Here is an 18,847-nt window from a genome sequence, read left to right on the forward strand (position 1 = left end):
GGGGGCGCGAGCAGCTGCCCGGGCATCGCGGCCTGCTGGTGCGCGACGACGTCGTATGCCTGGCCCGCGCGGCGCCGGTGGTGCGCAGCTTCTCCCGGACCGCCGCGCCGGCGAGAACGGCCCGCTCGTACTGCAACGGGATGCGAGGTATCTCCCACTCCCCGGTTGATCAGTGGCGCCTCCCGCCAGGCGGGATCAGGGCCTTGAACTCTCTTCCCGAACGCCCGCCGGCGGGAGAGGGCCCGGCCGGTGCGCGGCCGTGGGCAGGGGGCGTGCCGGCTGTCCACGGCCGCGCTGGACGGCTTCAGCGGACGTGCACCGTCACCACGTCAGAGGTGTGCAGGCGCACGGGCTTGTGGTCGTGCCGGCTGGTCAGGCCGTAGAGCACCGCACGGAATTTCAGGTTGCCGCGGCGCGCGGAGGTGCCGTGTGCGGTGACCTTTGCGTCGCCGGCGACCGCGGGGCTGCAGTTCTCCTGGTGCCACCCTTGGCCGAAGCCGTTTTCCTCCAGGCACAGCTGGTGCAGGAAGCCGGCGCTGTCATCGTCGCCGTGTGCCTTGATCGTGATGGTCTTGCCGACATGCACGGTGCGCGGGGCGGTGATGTCCATCGTGCCTTTGGCGAACGCCGGTGCGGCGGCCAGGGTCACTGAGGCCAGCCCCAGCGCACCGATCACCATCGCACGGCCGCCCCGCGTCATCGCCCCGATCTTCTTCGTCCTGGTCATGAGCTTCCCCCTGCAGGCCCCCTCTGGTGAGGCCCGCCTGGTTGTGAAGGCGCCCGGTGCGCCTTGCTGACTGTCCAGATGGGCCGGGCGCCCCGCCCGTTGCCCCTCACCCGATGCCGTTACGAATTCACGACATGACCTGCCAATCGGGGCCTGTTCCCAACAATGGCTACCAAAGGGCTTCTTGGGGGCTGTGGTCCGCTGGTGTGAGCTGCTGCCGCTGATCAGGCGGGGGAAGGCGTTGCTCGCGTCGCCGGGGGCGGGTACTGCCCTCCGTCCGCGCCCGGCGTGGTTGTGGGTGTGTTGGTGTGGGGGCTTCGGTCCCGACAGCGGTTTGTACGTCGGCGGGGTGTGGAAGTCGTCGTGGTCGCGTGCGGTGGAGGTGTTCGGGCGGTTCTGTTCCTGGCGCAGATGACGCGCAGGTTCCTGCCCGCGCACATGCGAACGTCGCTGGTGAAGGGCTTGTTCGCCGCCTGGAGCCGTGGGTGTGAAGAGACCGGCGTGGCCCGGGCCGGTCATTCGGGTCGGGGCCGCGCGGTGTGAGTAGGGGCTTGGAGGCTCCTCGACGGTGAGGCTGGGTCAGGCAAAGGGTGAGGGGGCAGGGCCTGGTTGATCGCGTGAGTCGTTGCGTGCGGGTTTTGAGGGACTGCTCGTGTGGGCCGCTCGGGGCCGCTTGTGTGTCCGCCCGGGACTGTCGAGACGGTCGTCGTCAGTTGTCGGTGTCGTTGGCGGGGGTGGTGTTGGCGGGGTGGTGTGCCAGTTGGTGACGATGGGCTTGTCGACCGTGACGGAGCCGGTGGACACGCGCGCCTGGTTCGGGGCGGACGTGCCGTTGGCCGCGATGAGGAACGTGAACTCGATGCCGCCGTCGTTGGTGTTGGCGGTCTGGGGTCGGGGTTGGGGTTGGGGTTGGGGTTGGGGTTGGGGTTGGGGTTGGTGCCGGCGTAGAGGGTCGTGGAACCACTGACTTGATCGCCGGGCCGACCGCCTGCTCTGCGCTGGTCACCTCGATGCCCTTCGAGTCGAAGGAGACTGAGGGCAACGCGCCGGGAATCATGCGGGTGATGCCGGGCGCGGCTGGCCGGCGTAGCCGGGCAGGCGGGCAGGCGGGCAGGCGGGCAGGCGGGCAGGCGGGCAGGCGGGCAGCAGGAGGTAGCCGCGGGCCGCTCTCGGGGCACGCGGGGAATGTCAGGTCGTCGCCCCCGCATGCCTGCCCGTAGCCCTTGGCGCCGGAGGGGGCCGGCCCGGTGCCCGAGGAGGGCGAACGGTGCTTGGCCGACGCGCCCGTTCGGGGATGAACCGGCTGTCTTGCCGCTGTCCGAGCCGCGCTGGGGCGCACCGCTGGATGCCTGGTTGGTGGCCTTGGCGGACGCCGCGGACTGCCCGCGTCGCGGGCGGTTGGGCGGGTGTTCGGAAAGGGGTTCGATGCCGTTGGAAGATCACGTAATGTGTGAACCGACCGAAAACGAACAAGCGTCGCAGTCGTTGCAACCGTGACTGCGCGGGGGGAAGGAAAACTCATGAAGGCATCTCGCATCCGGCGCGGTGTCGCCGGTGGCGTCGCCGTCGTCGCTCTGGCCGGGGCCGGTGTCCTGGCGAGTGCGCCGATGGCCGCGGCCAAGGCCAATTTGATCGCGGTCAACAAGGTCGCGCTGGACGGGGCGGGCCTGCGGGTGAACGTCACGTACTCCTGCGACCCGGGCATGAACCACCAGCTGGTCGCCAACGCCGAGGAGATCACCTCCGCCAAGCTCAAGGGGTACGGCGCGGGCACCATCAAGGTCGACAAGCTCGTCTGCGACTACGCCGACCACACCGCACAGGTCCGGCTCAAGCCGGCCGCCACCTTGGGCTTCGAAAAAGGCGACAAGGTGAAGGTCACCGTCTTCTACTTCGACGACGACGGCTTCCGCTACGCCGACACGACGGCCACCGCCACCGTCTGAGCGCGGCGCCGCCTGCCGCCAGGCCCTCGACCCGGCCACGTCCCGCAACTCGGGGCGCCACGGCCGGAGTCGAGGGCCTTTGGCGTGTCCGCGGTGGCGTCCGGGCTGGCGTCCGGTGTGGTGGCGGGGCAGTCGCATCCCCTGGAGGGTGCTGTGCGGGCGGCGGTGTACTCCTTGCGCAGCAGGAGGAGGCCGTGCCCTGTCGCGGTGCGGCGGTCTGAGGTTCAGCACCACCCCGCCGGCCGCGCCAGCCGCGCTGGCCGTGTCGGCGGCCGTGCCAGCGGCGGGCGGCCGCGTCGATGGCGCCCGGGCGGCGCCGGTGCCGGTGCCTGCGATGGTCCGGACGCCGCCATGTGAGGGCGCTTCAGGTGCTTCGCCAGACGACACCGCGCTGCTCGAACTCCATGACCGACGCGACGCTGCTGGCCAGGGACGCTCCGCACTCACGGGTGATCAGCCACAGCGCCAGATCAATTCCGCTGGTGACACCACCCGCGGTCACCAGATTCCCGTCATCAACGACACGCGCGTCAACCACCGTGCCTCCCTGCGCCGCCAGCTCAGCCTTGGCGAGGTGGTGAGTCGTGCACGGGCGGCCCCTGGTCAAGCCTGCCGCAGACAGCACCATCACTCCTGTACAGACGCCCGCGACGGTGACCCCGGCCTCCTGGGCCCGAACGAGGCTTTGTAAGACCTCTGAATCGTGGATCAGCTGATCACCGCCGCCCGGCACGATCAGAACATCGGAATCGGCGGGCTCCCATACAGCCGGCACCATGACCTCGGTGCCGAAGAAGCACGTCACCTTGCCAGGAGCCGAGGGCCGCACCAGTGCCGTCTGCACCGGGCCGCCCACACGCTCAGCGTGACCGAGAACGTCACGCGGCCCGACGAAATCCTGCTCCTCCCGCTCCCACCGCGCGATCCGGCAAGATCCTGCCGCCCTCCAGATCCCGGCGCCCACCCATGCAACGACGCCAGCGAGGCACCTCTCCCCCAGCCTCCTTCAAACTCCGGTGCAGCACCGAAACGTTCTCGCCGGCCTGCGCAAGGACCTCCCACGCCTGATCGGGCAACTCCAGCCGTGGCCGCGGGCTTGGTTCCACACGGCCCTCCGCCCGCGCCGCCTCCAGCCAGCGCCACACCATCCGCACACTCACCCCGCCGACCTGCGCGCCCACACGCACATGCGCCGTCGTCAACGGCCCGGTCGCATCCAGCTCCAACAGCCGCGCCACCAGCACCGGCCTGGACACCCTCAACCCCGCCGTCACCTCACCCCACGCACCCGCCACCCCCGCCCCACACCCTTCCTCCGGCGGACACCGACACCGACTGCCGTGCCGACGCGCAGCCACCGAAGGATCAAAAGTGCCGTTCCCGCGACAGCGGAGCGGAGTGGGCTGTACCGCCCCATGACAGCCGCACCCGCCTCAGAATCCACCCCCATGGCAGTGACCTCGCTCTTCCTCAACACCCGACCAGCGAAGACCTCCCAATCCGACATGTCATCACTGACACTCACCCACTCACACCAAACCGGGACATCGCAGCTGCGCCCCACGTTGATGGTTGTGAGAGACAAGCCGGTCTGAGTGTGTCTTGCTGACTGAGTGGATATGCCTTTGGTCTGAGTTGGAAGTGGATTCGAGGGGGATATGTGGGCGCCAACGGGGCTGGCTCGCTGGAGCTGTTGTTCAGCGAAGCACAGGGACGCGTCCGGGTATCGGTGGCCGGGACGCCGGAAGGCACCGTTGCACTGTCCGTTCCGGTACGTCGTGAGGGGGTGAATCGGCCTCCTCGCAACCGCCAGGGCCTCCTACGGATCCAGGAAGTTGATCTGGTGACTGCTTACACGCAGTCCGCTTATGACCCTCCAAGTCTCTTGGAGAGCCGGCACTTGATCTGGGTGTTGTCAGCCGGACGGAGATCGTGGGCCACCATCGCCTCTCGCTTCAAGGACGAGGCGTGGTCCGTTGCGGTGGCGTTGATCCGGAGTGGCGGTGTCGTACTGCGGTGCGCAGTTGACGAGGACTTGGAGCTCGCGGAGCCGCTGAGCTGGCGACTGTCTCATTCGTGGGCGCTGCAGGCGGAGGAGTTGTTGCAGGAGTTGCGGGGGTGGCGGGACCCCTATGAAGTGCGCAAGGAGCTGCTTACGCTAATGACGCCTGTTCCTGAACTGAACAGTGAACGGGCGCTGTTGGAGGGGTGCTCGGAAGGGGCCGCGCTTCGGGTTCCGTCGGGAAGCGCGGTTCGGACGGAGGCGTGGACGACGTACGAAGCCGCTGTGCGGGCGGCGTCGGTGTGGTGGCCGGCGCAGGTGGCTGAAGAGCGGTTGTCGGCTAAGGAGTTGGCCGGCCTTGCTCTGGGTGGTTCGAAGAAGTGGACCCCTGCTCGGCAGACGGCCTTTGAGAACTTGGTTGGGATGAGCTTCGACCTGGCGGTCGATGAAGCTGACATCGATATTCGCGTGAGGGGGCCGTTGCAGTGGCGGGTGGGGGCGGTGGCTGCCGATGCCGCGGTGGCCAATCCGTGGATTGCTCTGCCTGCTGGCGCGTTGCGGCTGGTGGGGGAAGTTGAGTACAGGGGCCGGGGTGTGTTTCTCGTCGAAAACTCGGACACCTTTGAGCGTGTGTGTGCGATGCCTGAGGTTACGTCGCGGTGGCTGTGTGTTTGGGGCAAGGGGTACGTCACGAATCAGCTCGTTGCGCTGCTGGAGTGGATGCAGCCGGAGCGGTTGGCGATCTGGGGGGATCTGGATGCCGACGGGATCGCGATCATTGCCGATCTCTCTCAGCGGCTCGGCCGGAGGGTGCACGCGGTGGGGATGGAGGTGGAGTTGTGGCGTGCTGGGCCGTACCGGCAGCAGGAGCCTGAGCAGTACCTGAAGGCCCAGGCGTTGGCAGCGCAGATGGCCGTCGAGGGGCCCGTGGAGCTACGGGCGTTGGCGTCGGAGATCGCAGTGACGGGTGAGTCATGCGAGCAGGAGCCTTTGCATAGGAAGGTGCTGCCTCGTCTGGTGAAGCTGTTAGGTGGGGTGCCGGCCGGTGGATGAGCAGCTCGCGTTTGGTGATGGTGAGCAGGCGGAGTTGGCTGCGGCGGTGCAGTTGGCCAACTGGCGGGCTTTCATGGCTCCTGTGGCCGAGGACGCGGGCGCCGTGGCGAGGCATCCCGAGGTGGCTCGGGTGGCACTTGCGATCTTGAAGGTGTTTGCGGAGCATTCCGGTCCGCATGGGCTGACCCGGGCTGAGGTGCTGGAGGCGCTGGCGGATGAACCGCAGGGGTGGCCCACAGAGTTGGTCGAGCGTCGGCTGACGGTGTTGGCGAGTCTTGGGTTTCTTGAGCCGTACTTGCTGAAGGCTCATCAGGATCGGTATGTGGTACGTCCTGCGGGGTTGGCAGGGGCTTTGGCTGCCGAGAGGTTGGCTGAGCACGGGGGCGTCGACGAGTTGATCTTGTTGTTGGACCGGGCGCGGGCTGTGTTCGATCGCAGCAATCCCGATCCTGAGGCGGCTTTGGACTACCTGGTCTCGTGCCGCAATGCGTTGCGGGTCTTCGCGTTGGATCTACAGAGGCTGGTGGCGACGGGGACGCTGGTTGAGCTGATGGAGGCGCAACGGCAGCATGATCATCAGGGGTTCACGCGTCAGGTGAACGAGCTGAACGATGTCGTGACGAGTCGGTTCAGTGGCAATTGGGCGTTGGAGGAGGCGGCTTCGGCTCTGATTGAGGCGGAGCAATTCTACCGGCGGCAGGTCATGGCGTCGGCCGACAAGGTGCTCGCGCAGGGCGGCGGCAGTCTGAACTTTGATGTTCTGACGGTGAGCGAGTACACCGAGGCTGCGATCAAGGGCGACGTCGCGCTGTTGTCTCAGGTGGGTGCGGCGCTCGTCGGGGACGCACCACCGGTGTGGATTGATCCCGCGCAGGTGCTGGAGACGGTGTCGGGTTTTACTCCGCGCTCAAGCGGACGGGGCCGTCCTCTCGTGGTGGACGACGCTGGGCCGGAAGAGGAGCCCTGGGAGTGGGCTGAAGGGGCGCATGCTCGCGTGTTGGAGGACCGTCGTCTCTTGGCTGATGAACTGCTGGCCGGGGGCCAAGAGGTGGATCTCACCCCGGCTCTGTATGCGGCGGGCTGGCCGGGGGCCGCGTCGATCCTGACGGATGTTCTGGCGTTGGGAGACGAGCCGGGTGAGCCGTACAGCGTCGTCGTGGAGGACGCGCTGCTGGGCGACCCGGCGGCTTCTGTCACGTACTTGCACCCGTTGCTGCTGCGCAAGCGGGTTGTGGGCGGAGAAGCGGGCGGTGGGGACGGTGTTTGAGGGAGGCTCTTCGTCTGGGGCGCAGGCAGCGGAGGAGCTGCAGGCGCAGGTGCTGTTGGGGCGGTTGCGTGCTCGGGGTGTGGCGTCGGCTGCTGTGGCCGAGCCCGTGTTGGGGCAGGCGGCGACCGCGGCGGGTGCGAGCGGACGCCGGGTGCTGCGTGTCGGTGATATGGGGACAGACGATCTGGTGGTGCTGGGATGGGATGCGGAGACAGCTCCCGTCGCCGGGATTCCGATGGCGGGGTGGCGGGTGGGGCTGGCGCCGGTGGCGACGCTGGCGTGGGCGGCGTGTCTGCGTGCAGCATGGCCACGCCCGGAACTGCAGCCGTTCCCGGGAGTGCCCTTCCGGCGAGCGGACGTGATGTCGCTGTGCGCGGGGTTGGGGGCGGATGAGGACACGGTGAAGCGGGCCGTAGACGGAGTCCTGCAGGAGGCCCACTTCGTTGTGGCGCACGGGGATGTGCTGCGGCTGGGGCCGGCCGTCGCGGCGTTGCCGGCTGTGGTGGTGGAAGGGCTCCGGCGCGGGCATCATCTGCTGCCCGCGCTGGGCGCGGAGGAATCGGCCGGTGGGCAGGAGCGGGGTGCGGAGGGGGTGCCGGCGCTGGAGGTCGGTGACGGGGACCCCCTGGTGGGGGAAACGGTTGACGAGCATCTGATCCGGTCGGTGATCGCCACCCTGGAGACCGCTCGGGTTCCTTTGCCGCGGGCGAACTTGCCCATGCTGGCTGATCCGGCACTGCGGGCCCGGGTCGAAGCGACTCTCGGGCGTTGCGGACGACAGCTGCTGCAGACGGAAGAGGGCAACTGGATCACTGGCTTCCTTAATCCTGTCACCGATGCGCTGGTGGCCGAGGGGGTCGGCACGCTGGGCGATGTGGAGCGGGCGGTCTTGGCTCTGGTACTCCTGCACACGGTGGCACTCCCCCGTGCTCAGGGGCGGCACCGGCACAGCCGGTGGACCGGCGAATCGCACACGGTCACCCTGGCGGTGCTCGCTTCCAACAGGAAGATCACCAAAACGGCGATCAGTGCGGCACTGCGCCGTCTCAAGGGAGCGGGCTTGGTTGCGGAGAAGACTGCAGGCCGGTATCTGCCGGGGCCTGCTCTGGACCGGCTGACTGCGGAGCGCAGCAACCTGCTGTGGGAGGACCTGGTCCTCGTGGGCCGGCCCGACGGTCATCTCGCTGCCGCGATCAGACGTCGCCGACAGCCGGATGTCCGCCCTGCTCGCGAGGCCGATACCTCCGGGGGCCGCGCGGAGAGGGGAACTGTGTGAGCGAGCAACCCTCCGGTGGCGCCCTCGGGAAGCTTGGGGTGATCGGTACGAGGCAGTTGGTGGCCGTGCAGACGTTCTTCATCGCGCGATTGACCTCACATCCTGTGGCTCTTGTTCCCGGCACGTTTGTGGCCGTGACGGGCCGGGGGCCGAAGGATTCCAACGAGTCGGGCAAGACAAGCTTCCTGGCTGCGGTGGCGCTGTTGTTGGGAGATCCGGAGTGGCGGATGACAGGGGGCGGCTCGGTGCATGCGCCGAAGCTGCTGTTCGAGCCCGTGACGGCCGGAGCGTCGCCAGAGGTCAGTGAGCCCGCTCAGGTGGGCTACGTGGTGGGGGTCTTTGCTGATCCTGAGGATCCTCAGGTCAGTGCTCACACGGTATGGCTGCAGGTATCGGCGAAGTCGCCGCATGTCGAGGTGCGGCACAGAGCGGGGGTGCATCTGCTGGTTGATGGGGACGACCGCAGTCAGCACGAGGGGGCTGCCAGCTTCTTCCGCAGGCTCGGCGGGAAACCATTGGGTGCGATGGAGTACGCCGAAGTTCTGTACGGGCGTGCGCCGCGGCTGCTCGCCTACATCGTCAGCCGCGGCGGCATGCGGTCGCGGCCGTCGCTGCTGAAGCTGGACGCGGGTACGTTCACGCCGGTCCAGATCGGGGATGCCTTGGTCAATCTCACGGGCAGAGCCGGGATGCTGGCCCGTGACGTGCAGGATCGCCAGGAGTTGGAGCAGACCCAGAAGGACCTGGCTGAGGCGCTGAAGAATGCGGAGAGTTCCTACCGAGATGAAGAGCAGATCCTCCACGCTGTAGCGACCCGGGAACGTGCACGCCTCGAGACGGGCCGGGCGCATGAACTGTGGCGGCTTGCTTCGGCACGCGACTACGTGGACACGGTGGTCGCCGAGCGCCGCATCGAGACCCATCTCATCATGTTCGCCGGGTTGTTGGAGGAGTTGTCGGAGCGTGAGAGCGGTGTGGGGAAGCAGTTGGCCGAGGCGCGCGACACGCGTCTGCTGGAACGCACGGCCAAAGATGCCCGCCAGCTCAAGATCCAGGCTCAGCGGCTCTTGGAGGAAGCCAATGAAAAGCGGGGAGAACTCCACGGGGCTCTCAAAGGGGTGGAAAAGGAGCAGCGCGCCGCACAGGCGCGGGCTGAGGGATACGACGGGCCGACGTCGGCCGAGCTCGCTGAACTTCTCGCCACGCACCAAGGTGACCTTGTAGCGGCGAAAGCGGATCTGCTGCGGGCCGACGAGCGGGTCGACAAGACGGGCCGGGAGCTGGCTGATGCCCGTGAGGGACGCACGGGCCAGACGGCTGCTGTTCTGCAGGCGCTGCACGCTGGCCCGTGCCCCGGCGCGGTGGGGCTCATGGCCAGCACGCGTCTGCATCCCGATGCCCGCTCCCTGTGGGAGGCGCGGCTGGCTCCATGGAGCGATGCGGTCTGTGTTCCCCCGAGCCTATTGGACGCTGCGGTGGAGGCCGTCCGGGACTTTCCGGGGACAGTGCTCATCGCCGGGCCCCCGGCCGGTGCCTTACCGGCTCGTCCTGCCGCGGGCTGGCCGGCGGGCATCGCCGACGCGGCCCCGTTGGCACGCTCCTTCCTGCAGGCCCTGGCCGACGCGACCACCGTGGAGCAGCCGCCGCACGCCTCTCTCCCGAGTCTGGGAGTGCATGTCGTCGGCGGCTTCGAGCGGCCGATCGTCGGGCAGGCTGACATCTGTGCTCACCTCGAGGAACAGCTTGTCCGGGAACGCGCCGAGCAGGATGCTGTCTCAGCTGCGATCGGACTGTGTGAACGCCGGCTCACCGCGCTGAGCCGGGACATCGACCGGGCGAAGGCGAAGGAGGTGGCATCACGGCTCGCCGATCAGGCACACAACCTGGAGGAGGCCCTCGCCGCGCACGACGAGACGCTGCCCGGGCTCAGGAGCAGCGCAGCGACTGCCGCCGAGGCAGCCGTGCGCGCTGGGGACGCATTCGAGGGCGCGACGAAGCGTGTCCAGGGCTTGCTGGAGTCGGTTCAGAAGGTCAAGAAGGAGATCGGACAGACGACGCAGAAGCGCGACCGCATGCTCGAGTTACGGGGAAAGGGACCGGCTCACCCCGGTCTGGTCTGGACGGATTCGTTACCGGAGGCTCTGGCAGCGTTGAACTGGAGCGCGGTTCCCCCGGACGAGGTGGGCGCCGAACCCACCCAGGGCATCAGCATCCATGCAGTCGTTCCTGGTGATCGGGAGCGGGCGGTCGAGCGGCGCATCAGCGGCGAGCTCCTCGGGGAAAGCCGGGCCCGCCTGTCCTCGGCACTCGCCCGCCTGTCGGCGGACTCCCACAGCACCGGCGTCGCCACCCCCGAACTAGCCAACGCTCTGCACCATCAGGAAGCCCATATCGAAGACCCCCACGGCGCCATCTTCCGCGACTCGCTCTCGGCGCTGGTGACCTGGCTGGCCGACAATGAGGAGCAGGACAGGGGCGCTCGCGAACAGGTAGACGTCAAGCGCGCCGAGCGCGCCACCGAGCACCGCTACCTCCAGGACATCGTCGAGGAGACGCGCGAGGGCCTCGCCCAGACCCAACAGTCCATCAAGGAACGCGTCCTGGGCTCCCTGCGCCGCATCAGCGACAAGCTCAACGAGCTCCACAGCCGCGAGGGGTACAAAGCTGATCTGCTGTGCGATGTCACGGAGCCGCAGACCGCGCAGGACCAATGGGTGTGCCATGTCGTTCCGCGGTGGCAGCGCAACCCCAACGGCCCGCTACTGCCCTATGACAGGCCGACCAACACCGCTCAGGAGAAGCTGTTCTCCATTCACCTCGTCCTGGCCGCCTTGCTGGCGGCGCCGGACGCCCGCGGCCGCATTCTGATCCTCGATGAACTCGGCGACTCCCTGGGCGCCGAGCATCGCCGGGAAGTCATTGCGGCTCTGCGTGACGCGGCCCAGGATCACGGCATCACTGTCCTGGCCACCTGCCAGGACGTGCTGATGACCGATGTGCGGCTCATCTGCGGTCAGATCCTGCAGTTCCGCTACTACTCCAAGTCCGACGCCCTCAACCGGCCCACCCTCATGTTCGGGCTCGATGACAACGGCCGGCGTGTCCAGCTCACACTCGACGCGCTGGTCAGCAGCCGCGCCTGACCTGCCTTATCTGGCGCCTCCCCTCACGCTGACATGAGAAGCGTGAGACCGGCTCTGGCGCTCAGGCAGCAAGGCCATTCGGTCCTCGGGTGAGCTCAGCCGGAATTAGGTGCGCTGTTCCCGTCCGGGGTCCGCGTCGACGGCTGATTCTTCGACCCGCCCCGCGATGCCTGGGTGGTGCGTCTGGGCGCCTTCGACGCCGAGGTCTGACGATGCTGAACCGTCTGTTCGACGCCGCGTCCCGCTACCGCACCCGGATCAGCCTCAAGCCCGTCGTCGCCGCCGCGCACTGGGCATGGCCCGTCCTCGACGACGGCGGCGAGCTGGCCCGGATCGCGGCGGCGTCCGCAGACCGCGGGCGGCGCCTGGGCCACCTGCCCGCGGCCTGACCTGCCGCCGACTTGCAAAGGTCACGTTGTGCGGATGCGGGTGCACCCTTGCGGCATGTGGGCACATCGTCCGCTTGGCGGACTGCGGATCCATCTCTCGGCCTGGCCGTGAGGCTCCCGGGCGCAGCACGTTGCACGAGGCCCGCAGAACCGCTGAAGGCCGCCCGGTGACTGCCGGGCGGCCTTCAGGAGTGTCTGCACCCTGGGTGTGTGGCCTGCCCCTCTCGGGGCTACCAGGGACGGGGCCAGGGTCTTCACTACTCAGTGCACTGATCCCCCACACTCGACGAGGTCCACAGGCCGGCAGGGGGGTGAGCCTTCTCTGCGGCACCTGTGCAGCGGCCGGTCCGTGCCTGCCCGTATTCCTCAAAGACGACCCGGCCCCGCCGGGCAGGCGTAGACCGCCGCTCTGGGCACAACGTCCGTTCCCGGGCGCCGCCCGGATCTCGGAACCGGCCCCTTTGCCAAGTCATGCCCCTCCCTGGAGGGAAATCCTGCCGCACATCCGGGCGTGTCCTGCCCGGCAATGGCCACCTGAAAGCGCCCCACGAGGGAGGCCATGCGCATGGTTACCGCGCACCATCTGGACAAGCGGGGGCAGTTGGTGTCCGTCGCGCCCGCCGAGCTGGTGGGGTAGCACTGGAGGAGCGCCGTCCCTCAACGAAGCCGGTGGCCTACCGAGGGCGCCCGGGCAAGCTGTCGAACTGGTGGTGCGCGACGACCGGCAGCCATGTGGTGTGCGGGTCGCTGCGGGTCCGCGGGGTGGCCCTCGAGCTGGACTTCGACCCGGGCATCGCCTGGATCGGCGGGGAACCGTTGGAGCTGCGCTGGCGGGGCGCGCGGGGCAAGCGCCGCTGGCGCCCCGACTTCATGGTGCGGACCGTCAGTGGGACGGGGCACGCGGTGGTCGTCGCACCAGACAAGGATGACGGGCCACAGTGGCGGGAGAACCTGGAGGTGCTAGACGAAGTCGCCCCAGCCTCAGGCTGGCGGATACCGGTGCACCACGTGCCGGCAAAGATGCGCCTGGAGAATCTGGAGCTGGCGGGCGAGTACCGGAAACCGGTGCCAGTCCCGGCCGAGGAGCAGGAGGCGCTGGAGGCGGCCTTCTGTCGCGAACGCCCCATGCAGAGGGAGCGTTGGCATGTGGCATGCCGCAGGGGCCTGCTATGGATCTGGCGTACCGGCTGGTAACGGCAGCGGCGCCTGGCGGTGCACTGGGACCGGCCGCTGGGGCCGTGGGCGACCGCCTGGCGTAGGCCACGGCGTGAGCGCCGCGGAGGGATTCACGCCGGGGCAGGTGCGTCTGGGCGATGGGGTGCGGTGGCTGGACGGCGCCTACCAGGTGGTCGCCTGGAGGTAATTGTTGCAGTAGAAGGAGTCGAGGGGTTCTCGGTCGACCCGAAAGATGGTTCGCCGGAAGTGGCCTTCCTGCGGCCTATGAAAGGGTAGGCGAAGAGTTGAAGATGCAGTACTGGAGGTCATGAATCGTCAGCGCCAGAAGGCTGGCGAGTACTTCATTGGCCGGGTTGTGCTCGGCGATATGGGCGCAGAAGCGCCAGGGGCCCTCGGTGGCGGAGGCTGCTGAGAGCGTGAGCCCGAGGCTGGGCTGGGATGCATGCCCCAGGCATGACCGCGCAGCATCACCTGGTCAGGACCGTATTTCTGGCCATAGTGCCAGCCGTTCTCCCGCTTCAGCTTCGCTGGCCGGGGCTGCTTGCCGAACTGCTTGCGTCCTCGCGGTGTTGCAACAACATACCGTCAGCGCATTCAGGCGGCCACGCCTGGTACCGACCACGACACTTCCAACGCACCGTCATTCCGGTAGTCCCCTAGCAGGCCCGGACCTCACGCCTCGCTGACGAGTCGACGAGGTGCAGGCACGCCGCCGCGGACGTCGCCGCGCTGCAGCGCACGAGGTTGCCTCCTGCCGGAGCCGACGCCTGGTGACTTCGGCGTGGTGAGGCAACTCTGATGCCCGAGACAACCGCCTTGTGTCGAACTCCATGCCTGCCCCCCGCCGTCATGAGGCGGCGGGCAGCAGGCACGTCCGATGTGTTTGCACTGCCGGGTCGCTGCTGCCGAGAGCCTGGACGCAACGGGCTCCCAGCCGCATCCGCACTGAATGCTTTCTGCGCTCGGTGCGGCGACGGGCGGTCAGGCGCGGAGCTGCTCCCACCACCACGCGATGGAGGGGATCGGCGGAGCAGCGAGGCTGCCGTCAGAGGGCTCGGTGGACCAGCCGGTCACCGCGGCGGAGACGGAGGCGCCGCTGGAGGGGTGGGCTCGGTAACGGGGAACGGTCAGGGACCAGTCCAGGTTGGCCCGTATGTACGTGCTCAACTGGTCGATGTAGCGCCTGAGTCGCTCGTCGCGGGTGGCCTTGAGCTGGTGGCTCAGCCGGATGTAGAGCGACATGATGCGGTCGTGCAGCCGCACGACTTTCTCCATGCCGTCCTCCACGCTGCCGCCAGTAGGGGCGAGAAGGGTGACGCAGTTGGTATTGGTGGCACCGGCCTCCGCCTCCCGGCGGTAGGAGACGAGGTCGTTGGCCAGCAGGACGAGGGTGTATGCCGCCGCGGTGGCGGCAGCAACAGTGGGCCCGCCGCGCAGCTCATCGGGAAGCCTGGTGCCCTCGGCCATCTCGATGAGCGCGTGATTGAGGGACATCGCGCCGTCGCTGACCCGCGTCGCGAGGTGGTCGGCTATGTCCGCCGGTCTGCCGCGGGCCCCGGTGCGCTGCGCTATGCCGCAGACGGACCCGAGGACCCAGTCTTTGTGCCCCGTCACCCAGCTCGGCCACATCATCGGTGCGAGGCTGCGGACCCGGCGCGAGAGGTCGGCGAAGGCATCGGACAGGAGCGTCTCATCCCAGCGTGCGGCCTCGGGCCGCTCAATGCGGTACAGCACACGCATCGCGACTTCCAGGAACTCATCCGGGCGGGTGCTGGTGGGGCCCATATCGCAGTAGAAGTCGTCAAAAGTGAAGGCCGCCGCCGACCAGTCCGCGTACAACTGCAGCCCCGCGTCGGACGCCAGTGGTGCCGCGCGACCTACAGCCTCACCCACCCGGCTCGCGACGATCTGCCGCCGAAGCGAGCCGTCACTGTCGAATATCCCGAAGCCGGCGAGCCACTCCACGCTGCGTTCGCCGACTTTTTCAGCCTGCGGATGGATCCCGTTCGCGGGCACGATCGGGCAGTACACCCGCGGAACTCCCACGGGCCAGGTCACCAGCGATGTCTCATATGGGTGCGCCTCGCTGGTTGGTGCGTCTTGCCCGGTGCCGTACACGGAACCTCCCTGGTCGCCGCAGGGCGCGCCCGTGCCCTGCTCATACTTGATCATTTTGCACACTCGGATGGCTGAAAATACCGCGCTGCCACATCTGGACGGCTAAGGTCCCAGCACGGGTGGACAAGGTGGCCCACCTCAACGGCGCTTTTCGGCGCCCAATGCACCTGTCCTCAAAAGCCCATGACCAGGAGTCAGGGCGAACGTGTGTGCCAGCTATGCTCCGGTTTCATGAACATCCCCCCTGGCTCGCCGCCGCCCCAGTGCCCGGCACACGCACACGACGGAAGTCCGCTGCGTCTGGACGGGCCGGAGGCCCAGGCGGACCCCATGGCCGTGTACGAACGTCTCCGCGAGGAGTACGGCGCGGTCGCGCCCGTACGAGTGCATGACGACCTTCCGGCCTGGCTGGTGCTCGGCTATCGCGAGAACGTGGAGGTTGCACGCAACGAAGCGCGCTACTCCCGTGACCCCCAGATATGGCGGGAGGCGCTGGCGGGGAGGGTCCGCGCAGACCACCCGCTGAGCCCCATGATCACCTGGTGGCCCGTGGTCAACTTCACCGACGGCGCTGTGCACAGGCGCCTCAGTGACGCGATCAAGGAGGCACTGAGGCGCTTCGAAGAACTCGGCATCCGCCGCTATGTCGACCGCTGTGCGCTCGAGCTGATCAACCGGTTTCCGAACGGCCGGGTTGACCTCGTGGCAGACTTCGCCGTCCAGCTTCCGATGCTTGTCATGTCGAATCTCATCGGCCTGCCCGAAGAAGCCGGACCGAGGCTTGTCGAGGCGGTGCCTGACATGCTGCAGGGGACGGAGACCTCCGTGGAGAGCGACAGGTACGTCACCGACCTGCTCCAACAGCTCGTCGAGAGCAAGAAGAGCCACCCCGGCCACGACCTGACCTCCATGCTGCTGAAGCACCCCTCACAGCTGACGGATCAGGAGGTTCTCGCGCACGTGAGGATCATCCTGGTCGCCGCATGCGAAACGACGACCACCCTCATCGCGAACACCCTGCGAATGGTCCTTACCGACCAGCGATTCCGAGCCCACCTTTCCGGCGGGCAGATGACCCTGCCCGACGCGGTAGAGCAGATGCTGTGGGACCAGCCTCCGCTCAACACGGTGATCGGCCGGTGGGCTGTGGCAGATGTGGAACTGGGCGGGCAACAGATCCGGGCCGGCGACATGCTCCTCCTGGGCCTGGCTGCCGGCAACGCAGACCCAGTGGTCCGGCCGCCCGAGGACGAGCTTTCGGCGCCCATCTACGCCAACAGGAGCCACCTGTCCTTCTCCAAAGGCGCCCACGAGTGCCCGGGGCAGGAGATCGGACGCTCCATTGCCCAAGCGGGCGTGGACACGCTGCTGGCACGCCTGGACGGTCTTGCACTCGCAGTGCCCGCCGCGGAATTGCGTCGCAACGGCACGCTGATGTCCCAGCACCTCGTGAACCTTCCGGTCACCTTCCGCCCGCTGCAGGCCACCAACGCAGCCACAGAGAAGGGGCGCGTACCGGGCTACGCGTCGCGAGAGCACAGTGCACTGACGGATGTACCTGCCCCATGAGTTTGCATGCAGCGCCGTGCCATTTCCTTCGTGAGGAGGTGAACCTTGCAGTGAGGCTCACCCCTCGTAGGCAGACTCAACAGTGACCGTGTGGAGCATCATGCCGCCAACGCCGAGCAGCACGCGAGACACGCCGTGCTGTCCTCGGCCAGCACGGCCTGAGACTGAAGTGGCGCTGTGGTGCAGCGCCCCAGGGTGACACCGTCCGTCGCTTTCGAATCCCGTCTCGGGCCACGGCGCGAAGGGCCGGCCCAGCCTGCCACCACGGACCGGGCGCTGCGTGGCCCCCTCCCAGCGCCCGGTCCGTGCTATGTGACGACTAGCCAGTTCCGTTTGGTTCAGTCGGTCGTTGGTCCGGTGTGCCGTTAACAGATGTGCATTGGGGGCGAATTCAGCCATTGCTTCCGGACCGGACGCCGAAGCGGGTTGGACGCTTGCGCGACCACCGTGAGGTGATCGACGCGATCACCTTCAAGTTCCAGACCGGAACGCAGTGGGTCCACCTGCCGGAGAAATACGGCAACTGGAGAGACGTCTACAACCGGCTGCGGATGTGGGCCCTCGACGGCACCTGGGAGCAAGTGATCACCGCGCTGATGACCCAGGCCGACGCGGACGAGGACCTGACCTGGGCCGTGCCGATGGACTCCACGATCGTGCGAGCTCACCAGCACGCGGCCGGGGCCCGCAAAAAGGGGCCCGGCCGGAGAACCAGCCGATCATGCCATCGGCCGATCCCGCAGCGGACTGAGCACAAAGATCCACCTCGCTGCAGATGGCTGCTGCCGACCCCTGGCCTTCGTTCTCACCGCAGGGCAGGCTGGTGACGCACCTGCCTTCACGGATCTCATGGCCCGCCTACGTGTTCCCCGCCACCGCGCAAGACCGCGGACCAGGCCGAACGTGGTCCTGGCAGACAAGGCGTACTCCTCATGCGCCATACGCGACCACCTGCGCAAACGCGGCATCCGAGCGGTGATTCCCGTCCCGGCGGATCAGCGTAGGCACCGACTGCGACGGGGCAGCCGGGGCGGCAGGCCGCCAGCCTTCGACCGCGAGACCTACAAAACAGCGCAACACCGTCGAGCGGTGCATCAACCGACTCAAACAGTGGCGAGGCATCGCCACCCGCTACGAGAAGACCGCAACCATCTACCTGGCTGACCTCCACATCGCAGGCATCTTCCTCTGGTCAGCCCGATGATCCAAACGAAAGTCCTTAGGCGTATTCACCTGGAGTCGCCCCGACCACGACGGCCTCCGTCCGCGCCCGAGGCGCGGATGGTGACGCTGCGCCGCGCCCCGGACCGCCCGTGGCCCGGCCATGTATTGCGTCACGAGCAAGGTAAGCTCGCCACCGTTCGAGAGCCCAGCAGGCATTGAGCGCCTCCGCGGCGGCCACGATCATCCCGGAGCGGAGCGTCCTGCCCCGCTCCCCCTTTTGCCGTGTTTCCACGGAAGTCAACTCCCCTACCTTTCAGGGAGGTCGGGGGAATCGACGATGAATGCGTCTACCTTTCGTGCTCCGCCCCCGTCATCGACCGTGCCGTAGCCCCACCCCTGGTACTTTCCTCTGCCTCCGCCAACGCAGAATTGGTATTCGACTTCTATGTTCTCGCCAGGCGTATCGAACTCCCGCATCCAGTTGTGCCCGCTGCACACCTCTTCGGCCTGAGCCTTGGGCCCGGTGACGACAATCCCCCTACGGCAAACGACAGGGCCGCCAAGAAGGTTGCTGAACGCTTGAACTGACGTGACATAAGTATCCCTTCGGCTTCGAATCGGCGGCGCGTGGTTCGTTGAACGTCCACAGTCAGGGAAAGCCCTGGCCGGCCCCACCATCGCGCCTTTCGTCGAACCGGGGCGCTGGCGTAGCGAATGGCCGTCGCAGCAATTCGCCACACCAGCGGTGGGGAGAGCCTGTTCTGCTTCCGGTGAGGACAGCACACAGTCTGCGGCGTGTGCCGCGCCTGCCAGGGTCCCCCGCTCCAGCATCACGGCGATGCAGCCAGCCGGGGCCGGCCGGTCATGCCTGCGAGGCCCCCTCACTGTGGTTCCTTGCTCGACACCCCCGTGGTCGAGCCCCACGTCAGTAAAGGATTCCGGATCAAGCCCGGCAATTCGTTAGCACTGAGTGCACGAAGTACTTGGCGCTCAGTGCCCCCTGACGTGAGGCTCTCA

At 67.7% G+C, this 18,847-nt stretch carries 11 protein-coding genes and 1 pseudogene; 9 read left to right on the forward strand and 3 right to left on the reverse strand.

What is annotated here, in order from left to right; translation table 11 throughout:
- Positions 1–304 precede the first annotated feature (304 nt).
- A complete protein-coding gene (locus SL103_RS18895) occupies positions 305–727 on the reverse strand; it encodes a hypothetical protein (protein ID WP_069570148.1) in 423 nt (140 codons plus the stop codon).
- 1,520 nt (positions 728–2,247) lie between these two features.
- On the opposite strand from SL103_RS18895, the gene SL103_RS18900 reads away from it, so the two are divergent.
- Entirely contained in the window at positions 2,248–2,673 is a 426-nt protein-coding gene (locus SL103_RS18900) for a hypothetical protein (protein WP_069570147.1), read from the forward strand.
- A 364-nt stretch (positions 2,674–3,037) separates the two neighbouring features.
- Here the strand turns inward: SL103_RS18900 and SL103_RS18905 are convergent, their stop codons facing one another.
- Positions 3,038–3,637 carry a DJ-1/PfpI family protein gene (locus tag SL103_RS18905; RefSeq protein WP_069570158.1) on the reverse strand — a complete coding sequence of 200 codons (600 nt, stop codon included), beginning with the start codon at positions 3,635–3,637 and terminating at the stop codon, positions 3,038–3,040.
- A gap of 696 nt (positions 3,638–4,333) precedes the next feature.
- Here SL103_RS18905 and SL103_RS18910 point away from each other — a divergent pair.
- The 6 genes from SL103_RS18910 (at position 4,334) to SL103_RS18930 (ending at position 12,997) form a co-directional block, all read left to right on the forward strand.
- A complete protein-coding gene (locus SL103_RS18910; protein ID WP_164492850.1) occupies positions 4,334–5,728 on the forward strand; it encodes a Wadjet anti-phage system protein JetD domain-containing protein in 1,395 nt (464 codons plus the stop codon).
- On the forward strand, positions 5,721–6,995 hold the full coding sequence (locus tag SL103_RS18915) for a hypothetical protein (RefSeq protein WP_164492851.1): 1,275 nt from the start codon (positions 5,721–5,723) through the stop codon (positions 6,993–6,995). The genes SL103_RS18910 and SL103_RS18915 overlap by 8 nt, the downstream gene beginning before the upstream one ends.
- A gap of 94 nt (positions 6,996–7,089) precedes the next feature.
- Entirely contained in the window at positions 7,090–8,271 is a 1,182-nt protein-coding gene (locus tag SL103_RS18920) for a hypothetical protein (protein ID WP_164492852.1), read from the forward strand.
- Complete coding sequence (locus tag SL103_RS18925; RefSeq protein ID WP_069570161.1) at positions 8,268–11,414, forward strand: hypothetical protein; 3,147 nt, start codon at positions 8,268–8,270, stop codon at positions 11,412–11,414. The genes SL103_RS18920 and SL103_RS18925 overlap by 4 nt, the downstream gene beginning before the upstream one ends.
- A gap of 212 nt (positions 11,415–11,626) precedes the next feature.
- The gene (locus tag SL103_RS37955) at positions 11,627–11,803 is read left to right on the forward strand and encodes a hypothetical protein (protein ID WP_164492853.1); all 177 of its coding nucleotides are present in this window, start codon (positions 11,627–11,629) and stop codon (positions 11,801–11,803) included.
- A gap of 762 nt (positions 11,804–12,565) precedes the next feature.
- The gene (locus SL103_RS18930) at positions 12,566–12,997 is read left to right on the forward strand and encodes a hypothetical protein (RefSeq protein ID WP_164492854.1); all 432 of its coding nucleotides are present in this window, start codon (positions 12,566–12,568) and stop codon (positions 12,995–12,997) included.
- Between the two features lie 963 nt (positions 12,998–13,960).
- On the opposite strand, the gene SL103_RS18935 is transcribed toward SL103_RS18930, so the two are convergent.
- Positions 13,961–14,995, reverse strand: coding sequence for a terpene synthase family protein (locus tag SL103_RS18935; RefSeq protein WP_164492855.1), 1,035 nt, complete (start codon positions 14,993–14,995; stop codon positions 13,961–13,963).
- A gap of 432 nt (positions 14,996–15,427) precedes the next feature.
- Between SL103_RS18935 and SL103_RS18940 the strand changes: the two genes are divergently transcribed.
- Both SL103_RS18940 and SL103_RS36305 read left to right on the forward strand, forming a co-directional pair.
- A complete protein-coding gene (locus tag SL103_RS18940) occupies positions 15,428–16,666 on the forward strand; it encodes a cytochrome P450 (RefSeq protein ID WP_069570164.1) in 1,239 nt (412 codons plus the stop codon).
- A 359-nt stretch (positions 16,667–17,025) separates the two neighbouring features.
- A pseudogene (locus SL103_RS36305) lies at positions 17,026–17,870 on the forward strand (IS5 family transposase).
- Positions 17,871–18,847 lie beyond the last annotated feature (977 nt).

Source organism: Streptomyces lydicus (genome assembly GCF_001729485.1).
Taxonomy (GTDB): Bacteria; Actinomycetota; Actinomycetes; order Streptomycetales; family Streptomycetaceae; genus Streptomyces; species Streptomyces lydicus_D.